The 21,916-nt window shown below is 69.6% G+C and carries 20 protein-coding genes; 7 read left to right on the plus strand and 13 right to left on the minus strand.

The window, feature by feature from the left end:
* Positions 1-42: 42 nt before the first annotated feature.
* From ACGFY5_RS32270 to ACGFY5_RS32280, 3 genes are all read right to left on the minus strand, one after another.
* A complete protein-coding gene (locus ACGFY5_RS32270) occupies positions 43-1,392 on the minus strand; it encodes an ABC transporter substrate-binding protein (protein WP_392725825.1) in 1,350 nt (449 codons plus the stop codon).
* 70 nt (positions 1,393-1,462) lie between these two features.
* Positions 1,463-2,407 (minus strand): 1-phosphofructokinase family hexose kinase, encoded by a 945-nt coding sequence (locus ACGFY5_RS32275; RefSeq protein WP_392725826.1) that lies wholly within the window; start codon positions 2,405-2,407, stop codon positions 1,463-1,465.
* The gene (locus ACGFY5_RS32280) at positions 2,404-3,165 is read right to left on the minus strand and encodes a DeoR/GlpR family DNA-binding transcription regulator (RefSeq protein WP_392725828.1); all 762 of its coding nucleotides are present in this window, start codon (positions 3,163-3,165) and stop codon (positions 2,404-2,406) included. The genes ACGFY5_RS32275 and ACGFY5_RS32280 overlap by 4 nt, the downstream gene beginning before the upstream one ends.
* Before the next feature lie 456 nt (positions 3,166-3,621).
* Here ACGFY5_RS32280 and ACGFY5_RS32285 point away from each other — a divergent pair, with 456 nt between their 5' ends.
* The 3 genes from ACGFY5_RS32285 (at position 3,622) to rarD (ending at position 7,647) form a co-directional block, all read left to right on the plus strand.
* A complete protein-coding gene (locus tag ACGFY5_RS32285) occupies positions 3,622-5,511 on the plus strand; it encodes a 2-oxoacid:acceptor oxidoreductase subunit alpha (RefSeq protein ID WP_392725831.1) in 1,890 nt (629 codons plus the stop codon).
* A gap of 128 nt (positions 5,512-5,639) precedes the next feature.
* The gene (locus ACGFY5_RS32290) at positions 5,640-6,668 is read left to right on the plus strand and encodes a 2-oxoacid:ferredoxin oxidoreductase subunit beta (protein WP_392726367.1); all 1,029 of its coding nucleotides are present in this window, start codon (positions 5,640-5,642) and stop codon (positions 6,666-6,668) included.
* A gap of 52 nt (positions 6,669-6,720) precedes the next feature.
* Entirely contained in the window at positions 6,721-7,647 is a 927-nt protein-coding gene (rarD, locus tag ACGFY5_RS32295; RefSeq protein ID WP_392725834.1) for an EamA family transporter RarD, read from the plus strand.
* Here rarD and ACGFY5_RS32300 read toward each other — a convergent pair.
* The 9 genes from ACGFY5_RS32300 to ACGFY5_RS32340 are packed head-to-tail and all read right to left on the minus strand — an operon-like array spanning position 7,571 to position 15,992.
* On the minus strand, positions 7,571-9,754 hold the full coding sequence (locus tag ACGFY5_RS32300; RefSeq protein WP_392725837.1) for a chemotaxis protein CheA: 2,184 nt from the start codon (positions 9,752-9,754) through the stop codon (positions 7,571-7,573). The two genes, rarD and ACGFY5_RS32300, sit on opposite strands and share 77 nt — an antisense overlap.
* Complete coding sequence (locus ACGFY5_RS32305) at positions 9,751-9,990, minus strand: lipid asymmetry maintenance protein MlaB (protein ID WP_392725840.1); 240 nt, start codon at positions 9,988-9,990, stop codon at positions 9,751-9,753. The genes ACGFY5_RS32300 and ACGFY5_RS32305 overlap by 4 nt, the downstream gene beginning before the upstream one ends.
* Positions 9,987-10,355: a response regulator gene (locus ACGFY5_RS32310; RefSeq protein WP_392725843.1), complete on the minus strand. Its 369-nt coding sequence runs from the start codon at positions 10,353-10,355 to the stop codon at positions 9,987-9,989. The genes ACGFY5_RS32305 and ACGFY5_RS32310 overlap by 4 nt, the downstream gene beginning before the upstream one ends.
* Positions 10,356-10,367: 12 nt before the next feature.
* Entirely contained in the window at positions 10,368-11,414 is a 1,047-nt protein-coding gene (locus tag ACGFY5_RS32315; RefSeq protein ID WP_392725846.1) for a methyl-accepting chemotaxis protein, read from the minus strand.
* Positions 11,407-12,450: a chemotaxis response regulator protein-glutamate methylesterase gene (locus ACGFY5_RS32320; protein WP_392725849.1), complete on the minus strand. Its 1,044-nt coding sequence runs from the start codon at positions 12,448-12,450 to the stop codon at positions 11,407-11,409. Before ACGFY5_RS32320 ends, ACGFY5_RS32315 begins: the two co-directional genes overlap by 8 nt.
* A complete protein-coding gene (locus ACGFY5_RS32325) occupies positions 12,447-12,923 on the minus strand; it encodes a chemotaxis protein CheD (protein ID WP_392725851.1) in 477 nt (158 codons plus the stop codon). The genes ACGFY5_RS32320 and ACGFY5_RS32325 overlap by 4 nt, the downstream gene beginning before the upstream one ends.
* On the minus strand, positions 12,916-13,743 hold the full coding sequence (locus tag ACGFY5_RS32330) for a CheR family methyltransferase (RefSeq protein ID WP_392725853.1): 828 nt from the start codon (positions 13,741-13,743) through the stop codon (positions 12,916-12,918). The genes ACGFY5_RS32325 and ACGFY5_RS32330 overlap by 8 nt, the downstream gene beginning before the upstream one ends.
* Positions 13,740-14,279 (minus strand): chemotaxis protein CheW, encoded by a 540-nt coding sequence (locus ACGFY5_RS32335; RefSeq protein WP_392725855.1) that lies wholly within the window; start codon positions 14,277-14,279, stop codon positions 13,740-13,742. The genes ACGFY5_RS32330 and ACGFY5_RS32335 overlap by 4 nt, the downstream gene beginning before the upstream one ends.
* Before the next feature lie 12 nt (positions 14,280-14,291).
* Complete coding sequence (locus tag ACGFY5_RS32340; RefSeq protein WP_392725857.1) at positions 14,292-15,992, minus strand: methyl-accepting chemotaxis protein; 1,701 nt, start codon at positions 15,990-15,992, stop codon at positions 14,292-14,294.
* 131 nt (positions 15,993-16,123) lie between these two features.
* Here ACGFY5_RS32340 and ACGFY5_RS32345 point away from each other — a divergent pair, with 131 nt between their 5' ends.
* Positions 16,124-17,155: a redoxin domain-containing protein gene (locus ACGFY5_RS32345; RefSeq protein ID WP_392725859.1), complete on the plus strand. Its 1,032-nt coding sequence runs from the start codon at positions 16,124-16,126 to the stop codon at positions 17,153-17,155.
* A 41-nt stretch (positions 17,156-17,196) separates the two neighbouring features.
* Positions 17,197-17,841: a TetR/AcrR family transcriptional regulator gene (locus ACGFY5_RS32350; protein WP_392725861.1), complete on the plus strand. Its 645-nt coding sequence runs from the start codon at positions 17,197-17,199 to the stop codon at positions 17,839-17,841.
* Here the strand turns inward: ACGFY5_RS32350 and ACGFY5_RS32355 are convergent.
* Positions 17,833-18,600: an alpha/beta fold hydrolase gene (locus tag ACGFY5_RS32355; protein WP_392725864.1), complete on the minus strand. Its 768-nt coding sequence runs from the start codon at positions 18,598-18,600 to the stop codon at positions 17,833-17,835. The two genes, ACGFY5_RS32350 and ACGFY5_RS32355, sit on opposite strands and share 9 nt — an antisense overlap.
* Positions 18,601-18,778: 178 nt before the next feature.
* Between ACGFY5_RS32355 and ACGFY5_RS32360 the strand changes: the two genes are divergently transcribed.
* Together ACGFY5_RS32360 and ACGFY5_RS32365 are read left to right on the plus strand one after the other, a co-directional pair.
* A complete protein-coding gene (locus ACGFY5_RS32360; protein ID WP_392726369.1) occupies positions 18,779-20,455 on the plus strand; it encodes a GDSL-type esterase/lipase family protein in 1,677 nt (558 codons plus the stop codon).
* Between the two features lie 49 nt (positions 20,456-20,504).
* Entirely contained in the window at positions 20,505-21,914 is a 1,410-nt protein-coding gene (locus ACGFY5_RS32365) for an MFS transporter (protein WP_392725867.1), read from the plus strand.
* The last annotated feature ends 2 nt before the right edge of the window (positions 21,915-21,916 follow it).

Raw genomic sequence — 21,916 nt, forward strand, 5'->3', positions numbered from 1 at the left:
GGGTGCCGGGGCCGGGCCGGGAGGCCCGGCCCCGGAAGGGGATTACTTGTACTTGTCGGCGGTCTTCTGGGCCAGGGCCTGGCCCTTGTCGAGCGCCTCCTTGACCGTCTGCCTACCGGCGATCGCGGCGCTCACTTCCTGCGAGACCTGCGTCCCGAGGTCCGTGAACTCCGGGATCCCGACGAACTGGATGCCGGGCGCCGGCCGCGGCTGCAGACCGGGGTTCTCCGGGTCGGCGTTCGTGATCGCCGCGTCCGTGACCTTGTAGAACGCCGACGCCGCTTCCTGGTACTTCGGGTTGTCGTACAGCGACTGGCGCTTGCCCGACGGCACCTTCGCCCAGCCGAGCTTGGTACCGACCAGCTCCTCGTACTTCTGGCTGGACGCCCAGGAGATGAACTTCCAGGCGTTGTCCTGCCGCTTGCTGGCCTTCTGGATCGCCCAGGCCCAGGTGTAGAGCCAGCCGGAGCTCTTGGTCTTGACGACCGGCGCCTCGACGTAGGCGAGCTTGCCCTTGACCGGCGAGTCGTCGGCCTCGAGCGAACCGGCGGCCGACGTGGCGTCGTACCACATCGCGGTCTTGCTCTGCTGCATGTTGTTCAGGCACTCGGTGAAGCCGGCCTGCGGGGCACCGGACTCGCCGTGCGACTTCACCAGGTTCACGTAGAACTCGGTGGCCTGCTGGAACTCCGGCGCGTTGACCTTCGGCGTCCAGTCCTTCTCGAACCAGGTGCCGCCGAACGTGTTGACGACCGTCGTCAGCGGGGCGAACACCTCACCCCAGCCGGGCAGACCGCGCAGGCAGATGCCTCGCATGCCGGGCTGCGCGTTGTCGACCTTCGCCGCCAGGTCCGCGACCTGCTGCCAGGTCGGCTTCTCCGGCATCTTGAGGCCCTTGGCCTCGAAGACGTCCTTGCGGTACATGAGGAACGACGACTCACCGTAGAACGGCTCGGCGTAGAGCTTGCCGTCCTCCGCGGTCAGCGACTTGGTCATCGAGCCGAGGACGTCGTCCTGCTTGAACGCACTGTCCTTGGAGACGTAGTCGTCGAGCGGGGCGAGCCACTGGTTCTTCGCGTACGACGGCACCTCGAAGTTCGAGATCGTCGCGACGTCGTACTGACCGGCCTGGCTGGAGAACTCCTGGCTGATCTTGTCGCGGACGTCGTTCTCCGGCAGCACCGTGTAGTTGACCTTGATGCCGGTCTCTTTGGTGAAGTTGTCCGCGGTCAGCTTCTGGATGTCGAGCATCTGCGGGTTGTTGACCATCAGGACGTTGACCGTGTCGCCGTCGCTCGACGTGCCGCCGCCGCCCGCGCCGCTACACGCGGAGAGCGCCATGGACGCGAGAACGACAGCTGAGAGCGAAGCAACTACTCTGCGTAATGGCATAGAGCCCACGCGAGCCACAAGCGCCTCCGTTGGTGCGATAGGGGGTTAGTTGTTACGAAGGGTCAAGCCATCAGGGCCCTGCTGCGGGAACCCCGAGATCATGGATCTGGACGCGTTGCGGGTCGGCCGTCGCGGCGACGTCACCCGCCGTGGACGCGAGCAGACAGGCGGCTGTGCCCCAGGCGACGGCGGTCCGGAGTCTCAGTGCCGGGTCCATGCCGCCGGCCAGCCAGCCGGCGAGCAGTGCGTCGCCGGCACCCGCGGTGTTCACCGGTGTCACCGGTGGCGCCACCCCGTGCAGGGCGTTCTCCGCGTCCACCCAGACCGCGCCGTCCGGTCCGAGGCTGACCAGCACACCACCGCCGGTGTCGGCGGCCAGCGAGTGCGCGGCGTCGAGCGCGGCCCGGACGAGCGGCCGCCCGCCGGGCGGGAACGCACGGCCGGTGAGCTCGCCGAGCTCCTCGGCGTTCGGCGCGAGCAGATCGGGGCCGGCTTCGGTGGCGGCGACCAGCGCCGCACCGGAGGCGTCCACAGCGGTCAGCGCGCCGGAACGCCGTCCGGCTTCGACCACGCGACCGATCAGGTCCGCCGGGGTCCGCGGTGGCAGCGATCCGCTGCAGACGACCCAGTCGGCGCCGAGCGCGAGGTCCTCGACGGCGGCGACCAGCGCATCGGCGTCCGCGGGGGTGAGCGGATGGCCGGGCGCGTTGATCTTCGTGGTGCGGCCCGGTTCGAGCAGCGTCACGTTGGTGCGGACCGGGGTGCCGGTCGGAACGATTCGGTGGGTGAGGCCTTCGGCCTCCAGCAGCGTGTTCAGCTGCGCGCCTTCCGGCCCGCCCGCGGGAAGCACGACGCCCGTGCGGACTCCGGCTGCCAACAGCGTCCGGGCGACGTTGACGCCCTTGCCGCTGGCCTCGAGCGTGTCGGTGCCGGCGCGGTTGAGTTCGCCGAACCGGATCGTCGTCAGCGCGTAGGTGCGGTCCAAGCTGGGGTTGGGCGTGACGGTGAGGATCATGCGCGGATCACCTGGGGCCCGAGCACGGAGTAGCGCTGCGCCTCGACCGCCGACAACCCGGTGTCGGTGACGATCGCCTCGAAGTCGGCGACCGACGCGAAGCGGCAGAAGCTGTTGACGCCGAACTTGGTGTGCACGCCGGCGAAGACCCGGCGCCGGGAGGCCCGGACGACCTGCGCCTTGACGTTCGCGACCGCGGGGTCGGGCGTGGTGAGCCCGTACCGGCGGGAGATGCCGTTGGCCCCGAGGAACGCCAGGTCGATGACGAACCCGGAGAGCATCTGGGTGGCCCAGTGGTCGACGGTCGCCAGCGTGCGGCCGCGGACCCGTCCGCCGAGCAGGTAGACGGTGGTCTCCGGCTTCGAGGCGAGGTGGCTCGCGACCGGGATGCTGGCCGTGATGACGGTGAGCGGGCGCCCCGGCGGTAAGGCCTCGGCGACGAGCTGCGGGCCGAACCCCTCGTCGATGAACACGGTCTCGGCGTCGCCGAGCAGTTCGACGGCCGCCGTCGCGATCCGACGCTTCTCCGGGACCCGGAGAGTGGCGCGGTCCACGAGGTTCGTCTCGAAGCCTGCGCTCTCCACCGGATAGGCGCCGCCGTGGGTACGGCGGACCAGTCCGTGCTGCTCCAGCAGGCGGAGGTCACGGCGGACCGTTTCGGGCGCGACCGCGAGGTCCGCGGCGATGTCGCTCACGTCGACCCGGCCGTCGCTGCGGGCCCGCGCGAGGATGCGGTGTTGGCGTTCCTCAGCGCGCATCCCCGGCCTCCTTCGGCAGCTGCCCGAGTCTCCGTCGACTCTGGCCTGTGACCTGTTTAACACCTCCATTTAACGGCTCCAACAGGTTGAGTGGGCGGAATGCCGCCCGGTCCTGCCCGGATAACAGGTTGGTCTCTTCGCTGGCCAGGCCGGGAGCAAGCGCTTTCATGCGGAGAACGGCATGCCCGAATCACGGAGTATCGGTGCCCGGATGACGCCCGTCCGGCTAAAACGGGCACCCGCTCGGCCGGGCACCATCCGGCGGCCACGATCGTTCCGGCGAGAGTTGCCGTAAGGTTTTCGGGAGAGGCTTCCCGGCTCCCTGTGTGATGGCGGTAACAAGCCTCTCGGCGGCGCACCGAAAGCCGAGAACACTGACATACGGACGTAGCATCGAGAACAAAGTCCGGCAACAAGCCGCCCGCTCCCCGAGGTGCGGCAGAGGAGGACAGCCGAGTGAGCAAGCAGGTCCAGCGGTTGGACCGTGTGGTTATCCGGTTTGCCGGTGATTCCGGTGATGGGATGCAGTTGACCGGTGATCGGTTCACGTCGGAGACCGCGTCGTTCGGTAATGACCTGTCGACGCTGCCGAACTTCCCGGCCGAGATCCGCGCGCCCCAGGGCACGCTGCCCGGTGTCTCGTCCTTCCAGGTGCATTTCGCCGACCACGACATCATGACGCCGGGGGACCGTCCGGATGTCCTGGTGGCGATGAACCCGGCGGCGTTGAAGGCGAACCTGCCGGATCTGCCGCGGGGAGCGACGATCATCGTCGACACCCACGACTTCACCAAGCGCGCGCTGGCGAAGGTCGGCTACGACGCGTCGCCCTTGGACGACGGGTCGCTCGAGGCCTACCACGTGCACACGCTGGCGCTCACCGACCTGACGCTGCAGGCCGTCGACGGGTTGGGGCTCTCGCGCAAGGACGCCGGCCGGGCGAAGAACATGTTCGCGCTCGGGCTGGTTTCCTGGCTGTACTCGCGCCCGATCGACTCGACGGTGACGTTCCTCGAGAAGAAGTTCGCCACCAAGCCCGACGTCGCGCAGGCCAACGTCGCAGCGCTCAAGGCCGGCTGGAACTACGGCGAGACCACCGAGGACTTCTCGGTCACCTACGAGGTGAAGCCGGCACCGATGCCCTCGGGCACGTACCGCAACATCTCGGGCAACCTCGCGATGGCCTACGGGCTGCTGGCGGCCGGACAGCGCGCCGAGCTGCCGCTGTTCCTCGGCGCGTACCCGATCACCCCCGCCTCCGACGTGCTGCACGAACTCTCGAAGCACAAGCGGTTCGGCGTCCGGGCGTTCCAGGCCGAGGACGAGATCGCCGCGATCGGCGCCGCCCTCGGTGCGAGCTTCGGTGGCGCGCTGGGCATCACCACGTCCAGCGGCCCGGGCGTCGCGCTGAAGTCCGAGACGATCGGCCTGGCCGTGTCGCTCGAACTGCCGCTGGTCGTCGTCGACATCCAGCGCGGTGGTCCCTCCACCGGCCTGCCGACCAAGACCGAGCAGTCCGACCTGCTGCAGGCCATGTTCGGCCGCAACGGCGAGGCGCCGGTGCCGATCGTGGCCCCGCGCTCGCCGAGCGACTGCTTCGACGCCGCGATCGAGGCCGCACGGATCGCGATCACCTACCGCACGCCGGTGTTCGTGCTCTCCGACGGTTACCTGGCCAACGGCTCCGAGCCGTGGCAGGTCCCCACCGTGGACGCGTTGCCCGACCTGCGCACCGAGTTCGCCACCGAGAAGAACCACGGCGACGAGTTCTGGCCGTTCCTGCGCGATCCGGAGACGCTGGCGCGCCCGTGGGCCGTGCCCGGCACGCCGGGCCTGGAGCACCGCATCGGTGGCATCGAGAAGGCCGACGGCTCGGGCAACATCTCCTACGACCCGGCCAACCACGACCTGATGGTCCGCACCCGCCAGGCCAAGATCGACGGCATCGCCCGCTCGATCCCGGCGCTCGAGGTCGACGACCCCTCGGGTGACGCGGACGTCCTGGTCCTGGGCTGGGGCTCGACGTACGGCCCCATCGGTGCCGCCGCGCGTCGCGTCCGGAAGGCAGGCTTGAAGGTGGCGCAGGCGCACCTGCGGCACCTCAACCCGTTCCCGGCCAACCTCGGCGAGGTACTGCGCGGCTATCAGCGCGTGGTGGTGCCGGAGATGAACCTCGGTCAGCTCGCCCTGCTGCTGCGGGCGAAGTACCTGGTCGACGTCATCTCGTACAACCAGGTCCGCGGGCTGCCGTTCCGCGCCGAAGAACTGCAAGAAGTCCTCACCAACGTCATCACGCAGGCCGCCGGCACCACCGACACGGCCGATGAGATTGGGATCACCCGATGACTGAGCCCCAGCTGCCCTCCGAGCGGCAGGTGGAAGAAGGCCGCGCTCCCGAAGCGCTGCAGTCCCCCAACCGCCGCAGCCCCGTCGCCAGCGGGAAGGGCGCCACCGTCGCCTTGGACTTCCCGAGCATGCGGCTGGTGCCGAAGACCGACACCCCGCAGAAGGCCGGCGACTTCAAGACCGACCAGGAAGTCCGCTGGTGCCCCGGCTGCGGTGACTACGCGATCCTCGCCGCCGTCCAGAGCTTCATGCCGCAGCTCGGCCTCAAGCGCGAGAACATCGTGTTCGTGTCGGGCATCGGCTGCTCCAGCCGCTTCCCGTACTACATGAACACGTACGGGATGCACTCCATCCACGGACGCGCCCCGGCGATCGCGACCGGCCTGTCCACGTCGCGGCCCGACCTGAGCGTGTGGGTCGTGACCGGTGACGGCGACGCGCTGTCGATCGGTGGCAACCACCTCATCCACGCGCTGCGTCGTAACGTCAATCTGAAGATCTTGCTGTTCAACAACCGCATCTACGGGCTGACCAAGGGTCAGTACTCCCCCACGTCCGAGGTCGGCAAGATCACCAAGTCGACGCCGATGGGATCGCTGGACTACCCGTTCAACCCGGTGTCGCTGGCGTTGGGCGCGGAGGCCAGCTTCGTCGGCCGGGCGATCGACTCGGACCGCAAGCAGCTCACGTCCGTGCTGCAGGCCGCGGCCCAGCACGAGGGCTCCGCGCTCGTCGAGATCTACCAGAACTGCAACATCTTCAACGACGGTGCGTTCGAGCTGCTGAAGGACAACAGCACGAAGGACGACTGGACGATCCGCCTGGAGCACGGCCAGCCGCTGCGCTTCGGCAGGGAGAGCGAGAAGGGCGTCGTCCGGAACCCCAACACCGGCGCGTTCGAGATCGTCGACGTGAACGCGGACAACGAGGACAAGCTCGTCGTCCACGACGCACACGTCGACGACCCGTCGTACGCGTTCGCGCTGTCCCGGATCTCGACGCAGGACCTGCGCTACACCCCCGTCGGCGTCTTCCGGTCGGTCCAGCGGCCGACCTACGACGCCGAGATGGCGGCGCAGCTCGAGACCGCTCAGTCCCGCGGCGGCGCCGACCTGCAGAAGCTCATCCAGGGCAACGACACCTGGACCGTGGCTTAACTCACGGCGTCGGGCGGCCGCTTCGGCGGCCGCCCCATTACCGTGGGATTACGTGACTGATCAGCGACGTGGACTGCTCTTCGGAGTGGCCGCATACGGTGCCTGGGGCATCTTTCCGCTCTACTTCCGGCTGCTGAAGCCGGCCGGGGCGCTGGAGATCCTCGCCCATCGCATCATCTGGTCGCTGGTCACCGTGGGCGTGCTGATCCTCGTGCTCCGCCGCTGGCGCTGGTTCCGCACCGCCGGGCTGCGGTCGCTCGCCCTGCTGACGCTCGGTGCGCTGCTGATCGCTGTCAACTGGTACACGTACATCTACGGCGTCAACTCCTCGCGCGTCGTCGAGACCGCACTCGGCTACTTCATCAACCCGCTGATCTCGGTGCTGCTCGGCGTCGTCGTGCTGCACGAACGGCTGCGTCGCCTGCAGTGGGTGGCGTTGGCGATCGGCGCGGTCGCGGTCGCGGTGCTCACCGTCGACTACGGGCGGCCGCCGTGGATCGCGATCACGCTCGCGCTCAGCTTCGGCACGTACGGGCTGATCAAGAAGGTCGTGGGCGCCCCGGCCGTGGAGGGACTGGCGACCGAGTCGCTGGTGCTGCTGCTGCCCGCGCTCGGCTACGTCACCTGGTTGACCTGGCAGGGCGACGCCGAGTTCGGGCACGTGAGCGCCGGGCACACGGCGCTGATGGTGCTCTCGGGAGCGCTCACCGCCGGTCCGCTGCTGGCGTTCGCCGCCGCGGCCAACCTGGTGCCGCTCACCACGATCGGACTGCTCCAGTACATGACGCCGACGCTGCAGTTCCTGCTCGGCGTCACGATCCTCGGCGAGCACATGCCGCTCGCCCGCTGGGCCGGCTTCGCGCTCGTCTGGATCGCCCTGATCGTCTTCAGCGCGGACGCGCTCAGGCGACCGCGTCCGCGTGCAGCGCCCGTTCCCGTTCCGTCTGACCCGCGACCAGCGGTCCGACGTCGAGGATGAGCGCGACCTCGCCGTTGCCGAGGATCGTCGCGCCGCTGATGTACTTCGCCCTGGCGAACAAGGGCCCGAGCGGCTTGATCACGGTCTGGAACTCCCCCATCAGCGCATCGACGACCAGCCCGGTGCGCTGACCGGACTGCTCGACCACCACGACGCTCTGCCGCCGCGCGGGCTGCCCGTCGATGTCGAACATCGTCCGCAGCCGGATGAACGGGAGCACCTCACCGCGCAGGTCCATGACGTTGCGCGCTTCGCCACCAGGGACGAGAGCCCCCGGGGGTAGCTCGACGCACTCGGTCACCCGGTCCAGCGGAACGATGAAGTAGCGCGACCCGACCCCGACCAGGAACCCGTCGATGATCGCGAGCGTCAGCGGCAGCCGGAGCCGCATCGTGGTGCCGACCCCGACCTCGGTCTCCACCTCGATCGTGCCCCGCAGCGCGGTGACGTTCTTGCGGACGACGTCCATGCCCACGCCCCGACCGGACAGGTTCGACACGGCCGCCGCGGTGGAGAACCCCGGTTCGAAGATCAGCTCGTAGATCTCGGAATCGCTGAGCACCGCGCCCGGCTCCACCAGGCCCCGCTCGACCGCCCGCTCCAGGATGCGGTCCCGGTCGAGCCCTTTCCCGTCGTCCGCCACCTCGATGACGATGTTCCCGGCGTCGTGGAACGCGTTGAGGCGCAGCGTCCCGCGGGCGGGCTTGCCCCGCCGCAGACGGTCGGCCGGCGACTCGATGCCGTGGTCGAGCGAGTTGCGGACGAGGTGGACGAGCGGGTCGCCGATGCGCTCGACGAGCGCCTTGTCGACCTCGGCGTCGCCGCCGGTCACGACCAGACCGACCTCCTTTCCCAGCTCGTGGCTCACGTCACGGACGACACGCTCGAAGCGGCGGAACGTCGTCCCGATCGGCACCATTCGCAGCGAGAGCGCGCTGTCGCGGACCTCCTCGACCAGCCGCATGACCTCGCTCTGCGCCTCGGCCATCCCGGACCGGTCCTCGCCGTCTGCCAAACACACGACACCGGCGCTGGCCTGGGCGATCACGAGCTCGCCGACCAGGTCGATGAGCTTGTCCAGCCGAGCGGCGTCGACCCGGAGCGTCTGGGTGTCCTGCTGGGCACGAGTCTCGCCGCTCTTGCGCTGCTTGCGCAGCGCGGCGTCGACGACCTGGCGCGGGACGATGTTCAGTTCGACGAGGATCTCGCCGAGCGGCGCCATCGTGTTGCTGCCCCGGGAGCGCTCCTGCTGGAGGCTCATCGCGTCGGCGATCTCGCGCTCGGTCGCGGCGCCGCTGCGGATCAGGATGTCGCCGATCCGGTCGCTCTCCGGCAGCGTCCCGATCAGCCGCACGTAGGAGTCGACCTGCGCGGCACCGGGCGCGATCCGGATGTCGCTGTCCTCGCGGACGAACTCGAAGATGCTCTCGATGTCGGCCTTGGGCACCGACGTCTCGTACTCGACCTCGAAGCCGAGGTAGCAGGTCTCCGGGTCCATCTCCTCCAGCGACGGCAGGTCCTCGACCTGGACGGTCAGGTTCGTGATCGTGCCGACGGTGGAGAGGTAGCGGATGAACGCGAGCGGGTCCATGCCGTTGCGCAGGCTGTCGGGGCCGAAGCGCAGGGTGAGGCGCCAGGAGCGTTCGTCTTCCTGAGTGTGGACCTCCTCCGGGGGCGGTGCGGCGGCTGAGCCGCCGGGAAGACCCGTGCTTCCTGGAAGAAAGGGCTCGAGTCGGCTCAGCAGCACGGCCCCCGTGCTGAGCTCGTCCGGCGTCGCGTCCGCCCGCCCGTGCGCGATGGCCTCCACGAGGTTGAGGATGTGGTCACCGCAGGGCAGAAGAGCGCTCACCAGGTCGGGCGTCACCGCCAGCTCGCCCTGCCGCACCAGGTCGAGCAGCGTCTCGATCACGTGCGTGAACTGCACCATGTGGTCCAGGCCGAACAGCCCAGACGACCCTTTGAGCGTGTGGATCGCCCGGAACAGCGCGTTGACGCTCTCGGTCTCGACCGGCGCTTCTTCCAGGCGCAGAATGCCTTCCTCGACGTCCTGGACGAGCTCCCGCGCCTCGGTGATGAAGATTTCCAGCGACTCGTCCTCGAAGCTCATTGCGCGCTCAATCGGGTGAAGTCCAGCAGGTCACTGACGGTCGGGCTCGGTTCGGACAGCACTGCGCCCTCCTGCCGCGCCGCGAGCAGCAGCTGGAGTCCTGCGGTGTCGATGTCGGACACCGCGGACAGGTCGAGCTCCAGCGCCGTCCCGGTTTTCAGGTAGGGCACGAGCCGTTCGCGCGTCTCTGCGGCGGTGACGATCGTCAGCTCGTCGCCCAGCTCCACTCGGGTCACGGCGCGATGAGCTTCTGGACCGCGGCGAGCATCTGCGGCGGCTGGAACGGCTTCGTCACCCACGCCTTGGCGCCGGCGGCCTGCGCGGCCTTCTTCTTGTCCTCCTGCGACTCGGTGGTCAGCATGATCACCGGCGTGAACTTGTACGCCGGGAGCTTCTTGACCTCCTGGACGAACGTGATGCCGTCCATGTTCGGCATGTTCACGTCGGAGATGATCAGGTGGACGCGCTGGCCGGACAGCTTCGCGAGCCCGTCTTTGCCATCGACGCCCGCGATCACGTCGTATCCGGCGCCTTTCAGCGCGATCGTCACCACCTGCCGCACCGACGCCGAGTCGTCGACGATCAGGATCGTTTTGGCCATGACAAGCTCCCTTCAGAAGAACGTGATCTCGGAGTCGCGCTGCTGGACTGCACCACCGGTCTCGTGCGCCACGCGTTCTTCCTCCATCGTGTAGTCGGCGGCCAGCGCGTCGAGCAGGACGTGGGCGTCGAGCGGCAGCGGCTCACCGGTGGGACCGGTGGGCGCGTCCGCGACGACCGTCGGCAACTGCGCGATGCTGTCCCGCAGGTGTTCGAGCACCTGGCACACCCGGTCCTGGAACTGCAGCTCGACGAGTGACGTCGAGATCTGCTCGCGGATGCCGACCGCCGCGGACTCGAGCTCGCCGGACGACTGCTGGAACCCGGCGACGACCGACTGCAGGTCCTCGAGCACTTCGTTGACGTCACCGTTGGCCTGCGAGACCGCGACGTCCTCCCGGTCGGTGCCGGCCTGCGCGTTGCTGATCACCGTGTCGATCGCCCCGCTGATGCCGGTGACCTTGTCGGTGATGCGGCTGCTGGTGTCGAGTGACCGTTCGGCCAGGTGTCGCACCTCGAGCGCCACGACCTCGAACGCGGCACCGGCCTCGCCGACCCGCACGGCCTCGATCGCGGCGTTGAGCGCCAGCAGGTGGGTCTGCGACGCGATCGCGGTGACCTCGGACGCCATCTGCTTGAGTTCGCCGGTCAGGTCGTCCAGCGTGCGCAGTTCCTCCAGCGCCTGTCGCTTCATCGCCACCGCGTTGTCGAGCGTGCTCACGACGTCGCCCAGCCGTTCGCGGCTGCGGTCGAAGACCGCCGCCGAGTCGCCGTGCAGCACCCCCGCGGACGATTCGAGCACGGTGTCCAGGTTGTCGACGATGCCCGCGAACTGTTCGGTGACACCGCTGATCGCGTTCTCCATCTGGGCCCGCGACGTGTCCACCTGGGCCGACCAGACCGGCGCCACCGCACCGGCGAAGTCGACGACGCTGCGGTGGAACTCGACGGCGGGGTCACCGGCCGGCTTGATCTCCCGGCTACTTCCTCGTTTCCCCACGACGACGCCGACGCCCAGCCCGACCACGAGCGTCACCAGAGCTAGCAGCAACTCAGCCATGTTTGGAGATCACCTCGGAGATCGCGGAGAGCGGTGCCTCCCGGTCGGCCGCGCCCAGCAGCACCGCTTCGTGCGGCATGCCGTAGACCAGGCTGGTGGCCTCGTCCTGGGCCACCGTGTAGGCGCCGGCCTGGCGCATGTCGAGCAGACCGCGGGCGCCGTCGTCGCCCATGCCGGTCATGATGATGCCGAGCGCGTTGCGCCCGGCGGCCTTCGCGACCGACCGGAACAGCACGTCCACCGAGGGCCGGTGCCGGTTGACCAGCGGCCCGTCGAACACGCGGACGCGGTACTGCGCGCCGTCGCGGCGCAGCTCCATGTGGCGGCCGCCGGGAGCGACCAGCGCCCGCCCGGTCAGCACCCGGTCGCCGTCGGCGGCCTCGACCACCTCGATCTCGCACAGGTTGTTCAGACGCGACGAGAACGCGGCCGTGAACTTCTCCGGCATGTGCTGCACGATCGCGATTCCGGGGCAGTCCGCGCGCAGCGCGGTGAGCACGACTTCGAGCGCCTGCGTGCCGCCGGTGGACGTGCCGATCGCGACGATCCGGTCGGTGGTCGTGGGAAGCGCGCTCACCGGCGGCGACGGCGCCCCCACCGTCACCGGTTGCCGCACCGCGCGTCGCACGTTGCTGGCCGCCGCGGTCCGCACGGCCGTGACGATGTCGCCGCCCTCGTCCTGGATGAACTGCTTGAGCCCGGTCGTGGGTTTCGGGATCACGCTCACCGCCCCCGCCGCGAGCGCCTCCATCGTCGTCTCCGCGCCGCGGGTGGTCATCGTCGACACGATCACCACCGGCGTCGGATGTGTCGCCATGATCTTCTTGAGGAACGTGATGCCGTCCATCCGGGGCATCTCGAGGTCCAGCACGACGACGTCGGGCCAGGTCTTGTTCATCCGGTCCATCGCGAAGATCGGATCGGATGCCACGCCGATGACGTCGATGTCGCCGCCGCTGGTCAGCCGCGCGGTCAGCGCCTGCCGCACGACAGCGGAGTCGTCGACGATGAACACGCTGATGCGGGGCCGACTCATGCCAGCACCCGCTCGGAATGCTTCATCCACACGCCGCCGTCGGCGAGGTCGAGCAGGATGTGTCGCGCCCCGGTGCCGCCCAGGTGGGTCGCGGTGACCTCGAAGCCGTGCCGGTCCAGCAACTCCAGGCCGATCTCGATGTTCTGCCGGGGTATGTCCACCGCGCGGCTGGTGTCCGGGAACTGGTTGCCGCCGCCGAACATCTTGACCTGGTATTCGTGCGGCAGCGTGTTCGTCCGGCGCAGCTCGTTCATGAACAGCTCGATCGCCTCGTCGGCGTAGCGGCCGGACAGCTCGCCGCTGACCCGGTTGCGGCGACGAGGGTTCATGTAGTGGCACATGCCGCCGACGTGCAGCCGCGGGTGCCACATCGAGATCGAGACGCACGACCCGAGCAGCGTCCGGATGCGCGTGCCCTCGGACGCGAAGCAGAAGTCACCCGGGTTGAGGATCACGTCGTCCGCGCTAAACATCGGCGGGACGCTGGTAAACCGAGGGTTCGACCAGCTGGAGCCGCGACGTGACGCCCTTGAGCGTCTCCGACAGGCTGACGATCAGGTGCCCGCCCGGCTGCAGCATCGCCTCCAGCCGCTCCAGCAGCGCGATCTTCGTCTCCGGTCCGAAGTAGATCATCACGTTGCGCAGGAAGATCACGTCGAAGCGGCCCAGGCCTTCGAGGTTGTTCATGAGGTTGGCGCGCACGAACGTCACCCGGGAGCGCAGCTCGGGCGCGACCGCCATCAGGCCCGTGTACTCCTCGCGGCCCTTGCGGCAGTACCGGCGCAGCAGCGGCATCGGGATCCGCTCGGCTGCCGCGATCGGGTAGAGACCCCGCTGCGCGCTGGCGACCACCCGGGCGGACACGTCGGTGCCGACGACCTCCCACGGCGCGTTCGGGAGGGCCTCGGCCAGCACCATCGCCGCGGTGTAGGCCTCCTCGCCGCTGGAGCTGGCCGCGCTCCAGAGCCGGAACGGCCGGTTCGGCGGATGCGCGGGCAACACCTCCTCGCGGAGGTAGTCGAAGTGCCGCGGCTCGCGGAAGAAGAACGTCTCGTTGGTCGTGAGCAGGTCGATGGCCTGGTGGATCTCCGGTTCCTCCGGCCGGGCCAGCAGGTCCAGGTACTCCCGGTAGGACGTCAGGCCGAGCTGCCGCAGACGCTTGTCCAGCCGGCCCATGACCAGCGATTCCTTGCCCGGCGTCAGACGGATGCCGGTGCGGCGCAGCAGCAGCTCGCTGATCTCCGCGAACTCCGAGCGGGTGATCGGCTTGGGATGGTTGGTGGTCACTGTCATGACGACTCAGCCACGGCGTTCTGCAGGTGCACCATGTCGGCGATCGAAAGCACGCGGCTGACGTCGAGCACGATCACGAAGTCGTCGCCGGTGCCGTCGTCGCGCTTGGCCATGCCGCTGATGTAGTCGGCGCGGATGCCGGCGCCGAACGCGGGTGCCGGTTCGATCTCGTCGTCGGAGAGCCGCACGACCTTGTTGACGACGTCGACGAGCACGCCGATGTCCTGCGTGGTCTCGGTGTCCTCGTCACCGGCCGTCGGCGCCTGGATGCGCACGATGATGATGCAGGTCCGGCGCACGATCGACGTCACACCGCGCCCGAAGCGGATCGCCAGGTCGATGACCGGCACCACGCGTCCGCGCAGGTTGATCACGCCGCGGATGAAGTCCGGCATCATCGGCACCGGAGTGAGCGCACGGTGCTCGAGGATCTCGGTGACGTTGAAGATGTTCAGCGCGTACATCTCGCCGTTGAGCGTGAACCTCAGGTAGCGGTCGGAACCGGTGCGGGGAGGCTCGGTCTGCGTGCTGGTCACCGCTACCTCCGCTCAGAACCGGTCGAACTTGCTGTCGTCGACGTCGGACGGGCCGGAGCCGACCGGCAGCGCACCGGCCGGGGTCACCCTGGCCGATCCCGTCGCTCTCTTCGGGGTACCGCCGCCGCCGTACGTGCCCCCTCCGTAGCTGAGAACCGGTGGCCGGCGGCGCGCGTTCGACGTCTGGAAGAAGCCCATGACCTCCTGGAGCTGCGCGGTCTGCGCCGACATCTGCTGGGCGGTCGCGGCGAGCTCCTCGCTGGAGGACGCGTTCGTCTGCGTGATCTTGCTGATCTGGTTCATCGCGGTGTCGATCTGGCGGATGCCCGACGTCTGCTCGCTGCTGGCCGCGGCGATCTCCTGCACCAGGTCGGACGTCCGGGTGATGCCGGGCAGGATGTCCTGCAGCAGCTGACCGGCGCGCTCGGCGGTGTGGACGCTGCCGGCCGCCAGTTCGCTGATCTCGGCGGCGGCGACCTGGCTGCGTTCGGCGAGTTTCCCGACCTCGGTCGCGACGACGGCGAAGCCCTTGCCGTGCTCACCGGCGCGGGCGGCTTCGATCGTCGCGTTGAGCGCCAGCATGTTCGTCTGGAACGCGATGTCGTCGATGATCGAGATCTTGCTGGCGATCTGCTTCATCGCGTCGACGGTCTGCAGCACCGCGCTGCCGCCCTCGGTGGCGTCGGCGGCGGCCTTGGTTGCGATGCCCTCGGTGACGCCGGCGTTCTCGCTGTTCTGCGAGATGCCCGCGCCCATCTGCTGGATGCTCGCCGTGGTCTCCTCGACGCTCGCGGCCTGCTCGGTGGCGGCCTGCGAGAGCGACTGCGACGCACCGCTGATCTGGCTGGACGCGCTGTTGAGCTGGTCGGTGGACTCGATGACGGTGCCGACGGTGTCCGACAGCTTCTCCAGTGCGCTGTTGAGCGCGCCGCCCATCTGCCCGACCTCGTCCCGGCTGTCGACGGCCAGCCGCTGGTCGAGACGTCCGTCGGCCAGCCCGTCGAGTACCCGGACGGTCTCGCGCAGCGGACGGGAGATCGACCGGGTGATCAGCTGAACGACGACGAACGTGGCGATCAGCGCGACGACGATCAGTGCGATCGTCAGGACGCGGGCCGTGGCGTAGGCGTCGGCGGCTTGGTCGAGTGACGTCTTCGCTTCCACGGACTCCAACCGGGCCAGCTCTGTGAGCGCGGCGACGCCGGAGTTGGCCAGCGGTGTCATCGTGGACGCGCGAAGTTGGTTGAACGCCGCGTAGTTGTTCGCGCGGGCGAGCGGGATCGCCTGATCCAACCCCTTCTGGTAACCCGACCATGCCGTGCTGAACGCTTGCCGCTCGTCGCCGCCTTCACCGACCTGCGTCTTCGCGAACTCCGCCCAACCGGTGTTGAGCTTGTCGGCCGCGGACTGCAGGTTGGTGGTGGCCTTCTCGGTCTGTTCGGTGGTCTGCGCGACCGCAAGGTTGAGCAACTCGCGCCGGACGTCGCCGTAGTCCATCGCGATCGAGTTGATCAGCAGAACGTTCTGCAGATTCGAGTCGTAGAGCTGTTTCAGCCGATCCTGGGTGCTGCCGAGCTGGACCAGCCCGTAAAGCCCGATCACCAGGAGCAGCGCGCAGACCAGCGCGGCCAGCGACCGGAGTTTCCACGCCACCGGGAGGTGCCGGAAGGCGAAGCCGCCGGAGCGGCGCGATTCGACGGTCGTCTCGGCCATTCGGAAGCTCCTCGATCGTGATCACGCGTCGCATCCCCACATCGGCTCGGGTGTCAACCGCCTGAGTCGTTCGGTGCGGTTCGGGAGTAATAACATTGTCGTAGATAAATAACACTGTTACTGTCGAACGCATGGACACCTGGACCGTGCTCGACGGCACCACCACTTCTCCCCTGCGCGCTTCGGTCGACGCCACCGGGACGCTGCGCGCCGACCCGACGCAGGACGTGTTCGGCTGGCACCGCTCGGCCCCGGGCTGGTGCCGCGGGGACGCCTGCATCCCGAACTTCCGCGTGAGCGACCTGGAAAACGACGACGGCCTGGACGTCGTCGGGTTCGCGGCCCTGGCCGGCCTGGTGACCGCCGTCGATCCCGACGCGCGGGCGCTCGCCACCGTTCCGGACGCCGCGTCCCGGGGCCGCTCGCTGACCGGCGCTCTCGCGCCGGAGTTGATCCTGCCCACGGTGACCGGTGCGCCGGTGGCGCTGTCCTCGTTCCGGGGGACGAAAGTCGCGCTGGTGTTCTGGGCGTCGTGGTGTGGTTGCCGCTACGACCTCGGCGCCTGGCAGGAGCGTTCCGCGGCACTGGCGTCGTCCGGGTTCAGCGTCGTGACGATCGCGCTGGACACCGACGTCGCGAGCGCGGCGCCGTGGCACGCCGAGGCCGGGACGACCCATCCCGCGCTGGTGGACGTCGACGGGGTGGCCGCGGACGCGTTCGACGTCGTCAACGTGCCGACCGTCGTCTGGCTGAACGAGGAGGGCCGGATCGTCCGGCCGCAGGACTCGCAGACCGCGACCGACACGTTCCGCGACTGGAACGGGCTGAGCGCGCAGACGTCCGGGGACGCGCTGCGGCGCTGGGTGCTCGACGGGGACCCCGGGCTGACGCCCGAGCAGGTGCGGGAGCAGTTGCGCCTGCCGTCGCAGGCCGACCAGTTCGCTCGCGCGGAGACGCGGCTGGCCGGGTGGTTGGCTTCGGCCGGGCACGCGGACGCCGCCGAGCGACACTTCGCGCTCGCCGCGGAGGCGGCGCCGCACAACGTGGCGCTGCGCCGGGGCGCGATGCCGCAGCGGGGCGTGGACCCGTTCGGCGACGAGTACTTCCGCCTCGCCACGGAACTCTCCGAAGCCGGAATCCCCCTCCATCGTCCGCTCACCTGAGCGCGCGGGAGCACAATGAGCACCGCCACGAAGGAGAGCCGATGACGACGGACACGCCGTACCGGCGGGCGCAGGCGGCTGGGCACGATGCGCTGCGGCGCACCGTGCTGGACGCGGCGAGCGCGCTGCTGGTCGCCGAGGGGCCGCAGGCGCTGACCATGCGGCGGATCTCCGGCGAGATCGGCTGCTCGACGACGGTGCTGTACACGATGTTCGGCGGGAAAGACGGGCTCGCCGAGGCGCTGTACCGCGAGGGGTTCGCCCGGCTGCGGCGCCGGCTGACCGCAGCGGTCGAGGCCGCCGGCGACGACCCGGCGGACCGGCTCGCCGCCACCGGCCGGGCCTACCGGGAGAACGCACTCGCCGAACGCGCCTACTACGGCGTGATGTTCGGCCACGCGATCCCCGGCTTCACCCCCTCCCCCGAGGCGGTAGCCGAATCCAAGCAGGCCTTCACCGTCCTCGCCGACGCGGTCGGGCGCCTTCGAGCGCCGAGCGCTCGCGACGCGGACCGCGACCTGAGCGCGGCGGAGCTCGCGCTCGTGGACGCGACGGACCTGTTGTGGGCGACCGCGCACGGCGTGGTCAGTTTCGAGCTGGCCGGCCACTACCCCGACGAAGCCACGGCCGCGGCCACCTACCGCACCGCGCTCACCGCGGTGAGCACCTACCTCGGCCTACGGTGACTGCAGGAACTCGAGAATCCGCTGCCGGAACTCCGGATTACCGAGCACCGAGACGTGGTCACCGGTCACGAACCGGCCGACCGCCTTGGGAATCGCGTGCACCAGCACCTCCGGCCGGGCCGCCAACCGGTCCTCCGACCCGGCGAGCACGAGCGTCCGCGCGGTGATCCGCCGCAGCGGGATCGGATCGTCGTGCAGCGCGACGAGCTGCGCGGCCAGCGCCTCCCGATCCGACTGCACCGCGTCCACCCACTGCCGGAACTCGCGCGCGTACGGATCGGTCAGCGCCTCGGCGTCGGGCGCACGCAACGCCGCGAGCAACATCCGCGGGTCCCGCGCCCGGGTGTCGACCCCGCCGATCTCCACCACGCTCGCCCCGACGCCGCCCGCGACCACGCGCCGCACGCGCACGTCCTGGACGGCCGCCAGCAGCGCGACCACCGACCCCATCCCGTAACCGACCACGTCGACGGCGTCGGCCTTCATCTCGTCGATCAGCGCGACGAGATCCCGTGCCATCGTCCGCTCGCCGTAGCGGGCCGGATCGCGCGGCTTGTCCGAGTCGCCGTGGCCGCGCGCATCGAGCGCGATCACCGGCCGGCCGGTGCGGATCACCGCGTCGACCACGCCGGTGGCGATCCAGTTCAAGGCGTGATTCAGACCGAACTCGTGGAGCAACACCACCGGCGGTAAGTCGCGAACACCGCCCCACCGCCGATATGCCAACGAACTGCCGTCAAAGGAGACATAGTTCTCCATTGTTTCCCCCACCCATTCCGCAGCCCGCCCCCGGGCTTGGAACGCATGTTTCCCGATCGCGGTTCGCTTACGCAGCCAACTCCCGGACATGCGACGCAAGACACGGATGTATCGGTCCAACTTTCCCCGAACGACCCGATCGATCCGTCTTCGCGCCCTACCGTGTGACCGAGTGTCGATGCCATCCTCGGGAGGCGCGTTGCGTCGGCTGGTGATCGCGGCCTGCGTGGTGCTCGCACTGCTCGCGGGGATAGCCGTCGTGCTGCTGCGCACGTCCGGCGACGACGCTCCCCCGCCGCCCGAACTCGCGTCGAAGCGGTACGGGTTCGCCACCGACGACGGGGCCGCCTGGGCGCCCGAAGCCGGGCAGCTCACGATGGAAAAGCGCGGCAAGACCCAGCAGGTCGGGATCCGGTTCCGGTTCCGCACTGCCGACGCGATCGAGCGGCTCGACGACCACGGTCTGGAGCTGCGCCTCGCGGTGCGGACGGCCGGCCCGTGCGGGGGTTCGCCCGGCTGGATGGGAGCCGAGTCCGACGGCGCCGCGATGAGCGTCGATGGCTTACCGAAGGAAGCTCAGCCGTACCTGGCGGTAGAGGTCGGACGGACCTGCACCGAGACGTTGGTGCGGATCGGCGCTCTGCGCCCGGAGCAGTTCTCGCCCGGACGCGACTACGCGGTGACGGCGCAGCTGCCCGCCGGACCGGAGGCGGCGACCGGCGCGACGCTGACGGTCGCCCGACGCAGCCTCGTGGACTGCGGCGACGCGCCCGACGTGCCGGCCAACTGCGTGACCGGCACGGTCGCGCCCAGCGGCGACGACGTGGAGGAACTGGTCAGCGCCGAGCGGGGCTGGGCGTTCGACGGCACCGGCTGCCGCCGCTGGTACACCGACGCCACGACGAGCTTCCCGTGCTTACCGGACCAGGGCGCCCGCATCATGACGCTCGGCGACAGCATCACGTCGGGCGCGCTCGGCGACCACACCTGGCGGTACTGGGCCTGGCAGAAGCTCGACCCGACGACGCGGCCGACGTGGGTGGGCAGCAAGACCGAGACCTGGACCGGCGACTACGCGGTTCCGCACACGCAGTGGGGCAGCCGGCACGACTCGCAGGCTGGTGTCGCGGCGTCGACGGTCGTCGGCTGGGTGCCGGATCTGATGCGGTCCGAACGCCCGGACCTCGTGATGATCGACCTCGGTACCAACGACACGCTCGCGATCCAGGGCTCCACCGCCGCCGACACCGCGGCCAACCTCGACCGGATCGTCGCCGAGGTGCAGGAGGCCAATCCACGCGCCCAGATCCTGCTGGGCCAGCCTTTCGGGCACCGGGAGGTCGCGCAGCCGGTGATGGTGGAGCTCGCGACGCGCCTGACCGAGGTGGCCAGCGCCCGCACCACGAGCGACTCGCTGGTCAGCGTCGTCGACCTGCGTTCGGGCTGGAAACAGAATCTGCACACGTGGGACGGGACGCACCCGACGCAGGCGGGCGAGTTCTTCATCGCCAGCCGGTTCGTGAACCAACTGGCGCACTCGTACGCGTACGGCCGGGTCTTCGGTGCGGTCCCCGGGCCGCCCGTGCCCGCGACGCCGAAGGACGTGAAGTCGCTGGCCCAGAACGGGGCGCTGCTGATCGCCTGGGAGCGGGTGCCGCAGACCGCCGAGTACCGCATCTACTTGCGTGACGCCACCGCCGGCGGTGAGTTCGAGCTGGCCGGGCAGGGCTCGCGTGACGTGCAGTGGGGCCGGCAGGGGCTGACCGTCGGGCACGAGTACGAGTACTACGTGACGGCGGTGTCGTCGGGTCGGGAGAGCCCGCCCTCCACCATCGGGTCGGTCAAGGCTGTGTGACCCAACACGTTGGTAGGCAAAACAAATAGCTCGGGTGTTCGCTGGAGGCGTGCCCGAACTGTCCCGTCGTCACCGACTCGCCGTCCTCGCCACCTGCTGCCTCGCCCTGTTCCTCGTGGGCCTGGACAACACGATCGTCAACGTCGCCCTGCCGTCGCTGGGCAAGGAGCTGGACGCTCCGCTCTCCGGCCTGCAGTGGACCGTCGACGCCTACCTGGTGGTGCTCGCGTCGCTGCTGCTGCTCGCCGGCTCGATGGGTGACCGGTTCGGGCGTCGCCGGGTCTTCCAGACGGGGCTGGTGCTGTTCACGATCGGCTCGCTGCTCTGCAGCCTGGCGCCAAGCCTCGGCTGGCTCGTGGTGTTCCGCGGGCTCCAGGCGATCGGCGGGTCGATGCTCACGCCGATCGCGATGTCGATCATCACGAACACGTTCACCGACGCCCGCGAGCGCGCGCAGGCGATCGGCGCCTGGGGCTCGGTGGCCGGGATCAGCATGGCGCTCGGTCCGCTGGTCGGTGGGCTGCTCGTCGACACGATCGGGTGGCGGTCTATCTTCTGGATCAACGTGCCGGTGGGTCTCATCGGCGTGGTGGTGACGTACCTGATCGTGCCGGAGTCGAAAGCCTCGGTGCCGCGGCGCTTCGACCCGGTGGGGCAGGTGCTGGTCGTGGTGGCGCTGGCGTCGGCCACGTACGGGCTGATCGAGGGGCCGACGGCGGGGTGGGCGTCGGTCGAGATCTTCGGGCTGTTGATCTTGGCGGTGGTTGCCGTGGCCGCGTTGGTCTTCTACGAGCTCCGCCGTTCGCAGCCGCTCATCGACGTCCGGTTCTTCCGCAGTGTGCCGTTCGCCGGGGCGAGCGTCGTCGCGGTGCTGCACTTCGCCGCGCTGGCGGCGCTGCTGTTCCTGAACACGCTCTACCTGCAGCAGAACCGGGGGTACTCGGCGCTGGCCGCGGGCGCGCTCACCCTGCCGCTGGCGCTGGCGGCCGTGGTCTGTTCCCCGCTGGCGGGGCGGCTGGTCGGGCGGATCGGGGTGCGGGTTCCGATGATGCTGGCGGGGAGCGCAGTGCTGGTCTCCGGGGTGATCCTGTCCTTCCTGACCGGATCGACGTCACTCGGAGTGCTGGCCGTCGCGTACGCGGTGTTCGGCGTCGGGCACGGCCTGGTGAACACGCCGATCACGAACACCGCAGTCTCGTCGATGCCGAAGGCGCAGGCCGGGGTCGCGTCGGCGACGACGTCGGCGGCGCGGCAGATCGGCCAGGTGCTCGGCGTCGCGGTGGCCGGAACGTTGACGGCGGGGGCCGCGGCCCAGGACCCGGGCTTCCCGGAGGCGACCCACCCGGCCTGGTGGCTGGTCGCGGTGATCGGCGTCGTGGTGGCGGCCACCGGCGTGCTCACGACGACGCGCTGGGCGTCGCGGACCGCAGCACCGGAGGCGGTCCCTGTTGCCGCCTGACG

Origin of the sequence: Cryptosporangium sp. NPDC048952, assembly GCF_043197895.1 — a bacterium.
Classification (GTDB): Bacteria; Actinomycetota; Actinomycetes; order Mycobacteriales; family Cryptosporangiaceae; genus Cryptosporangium.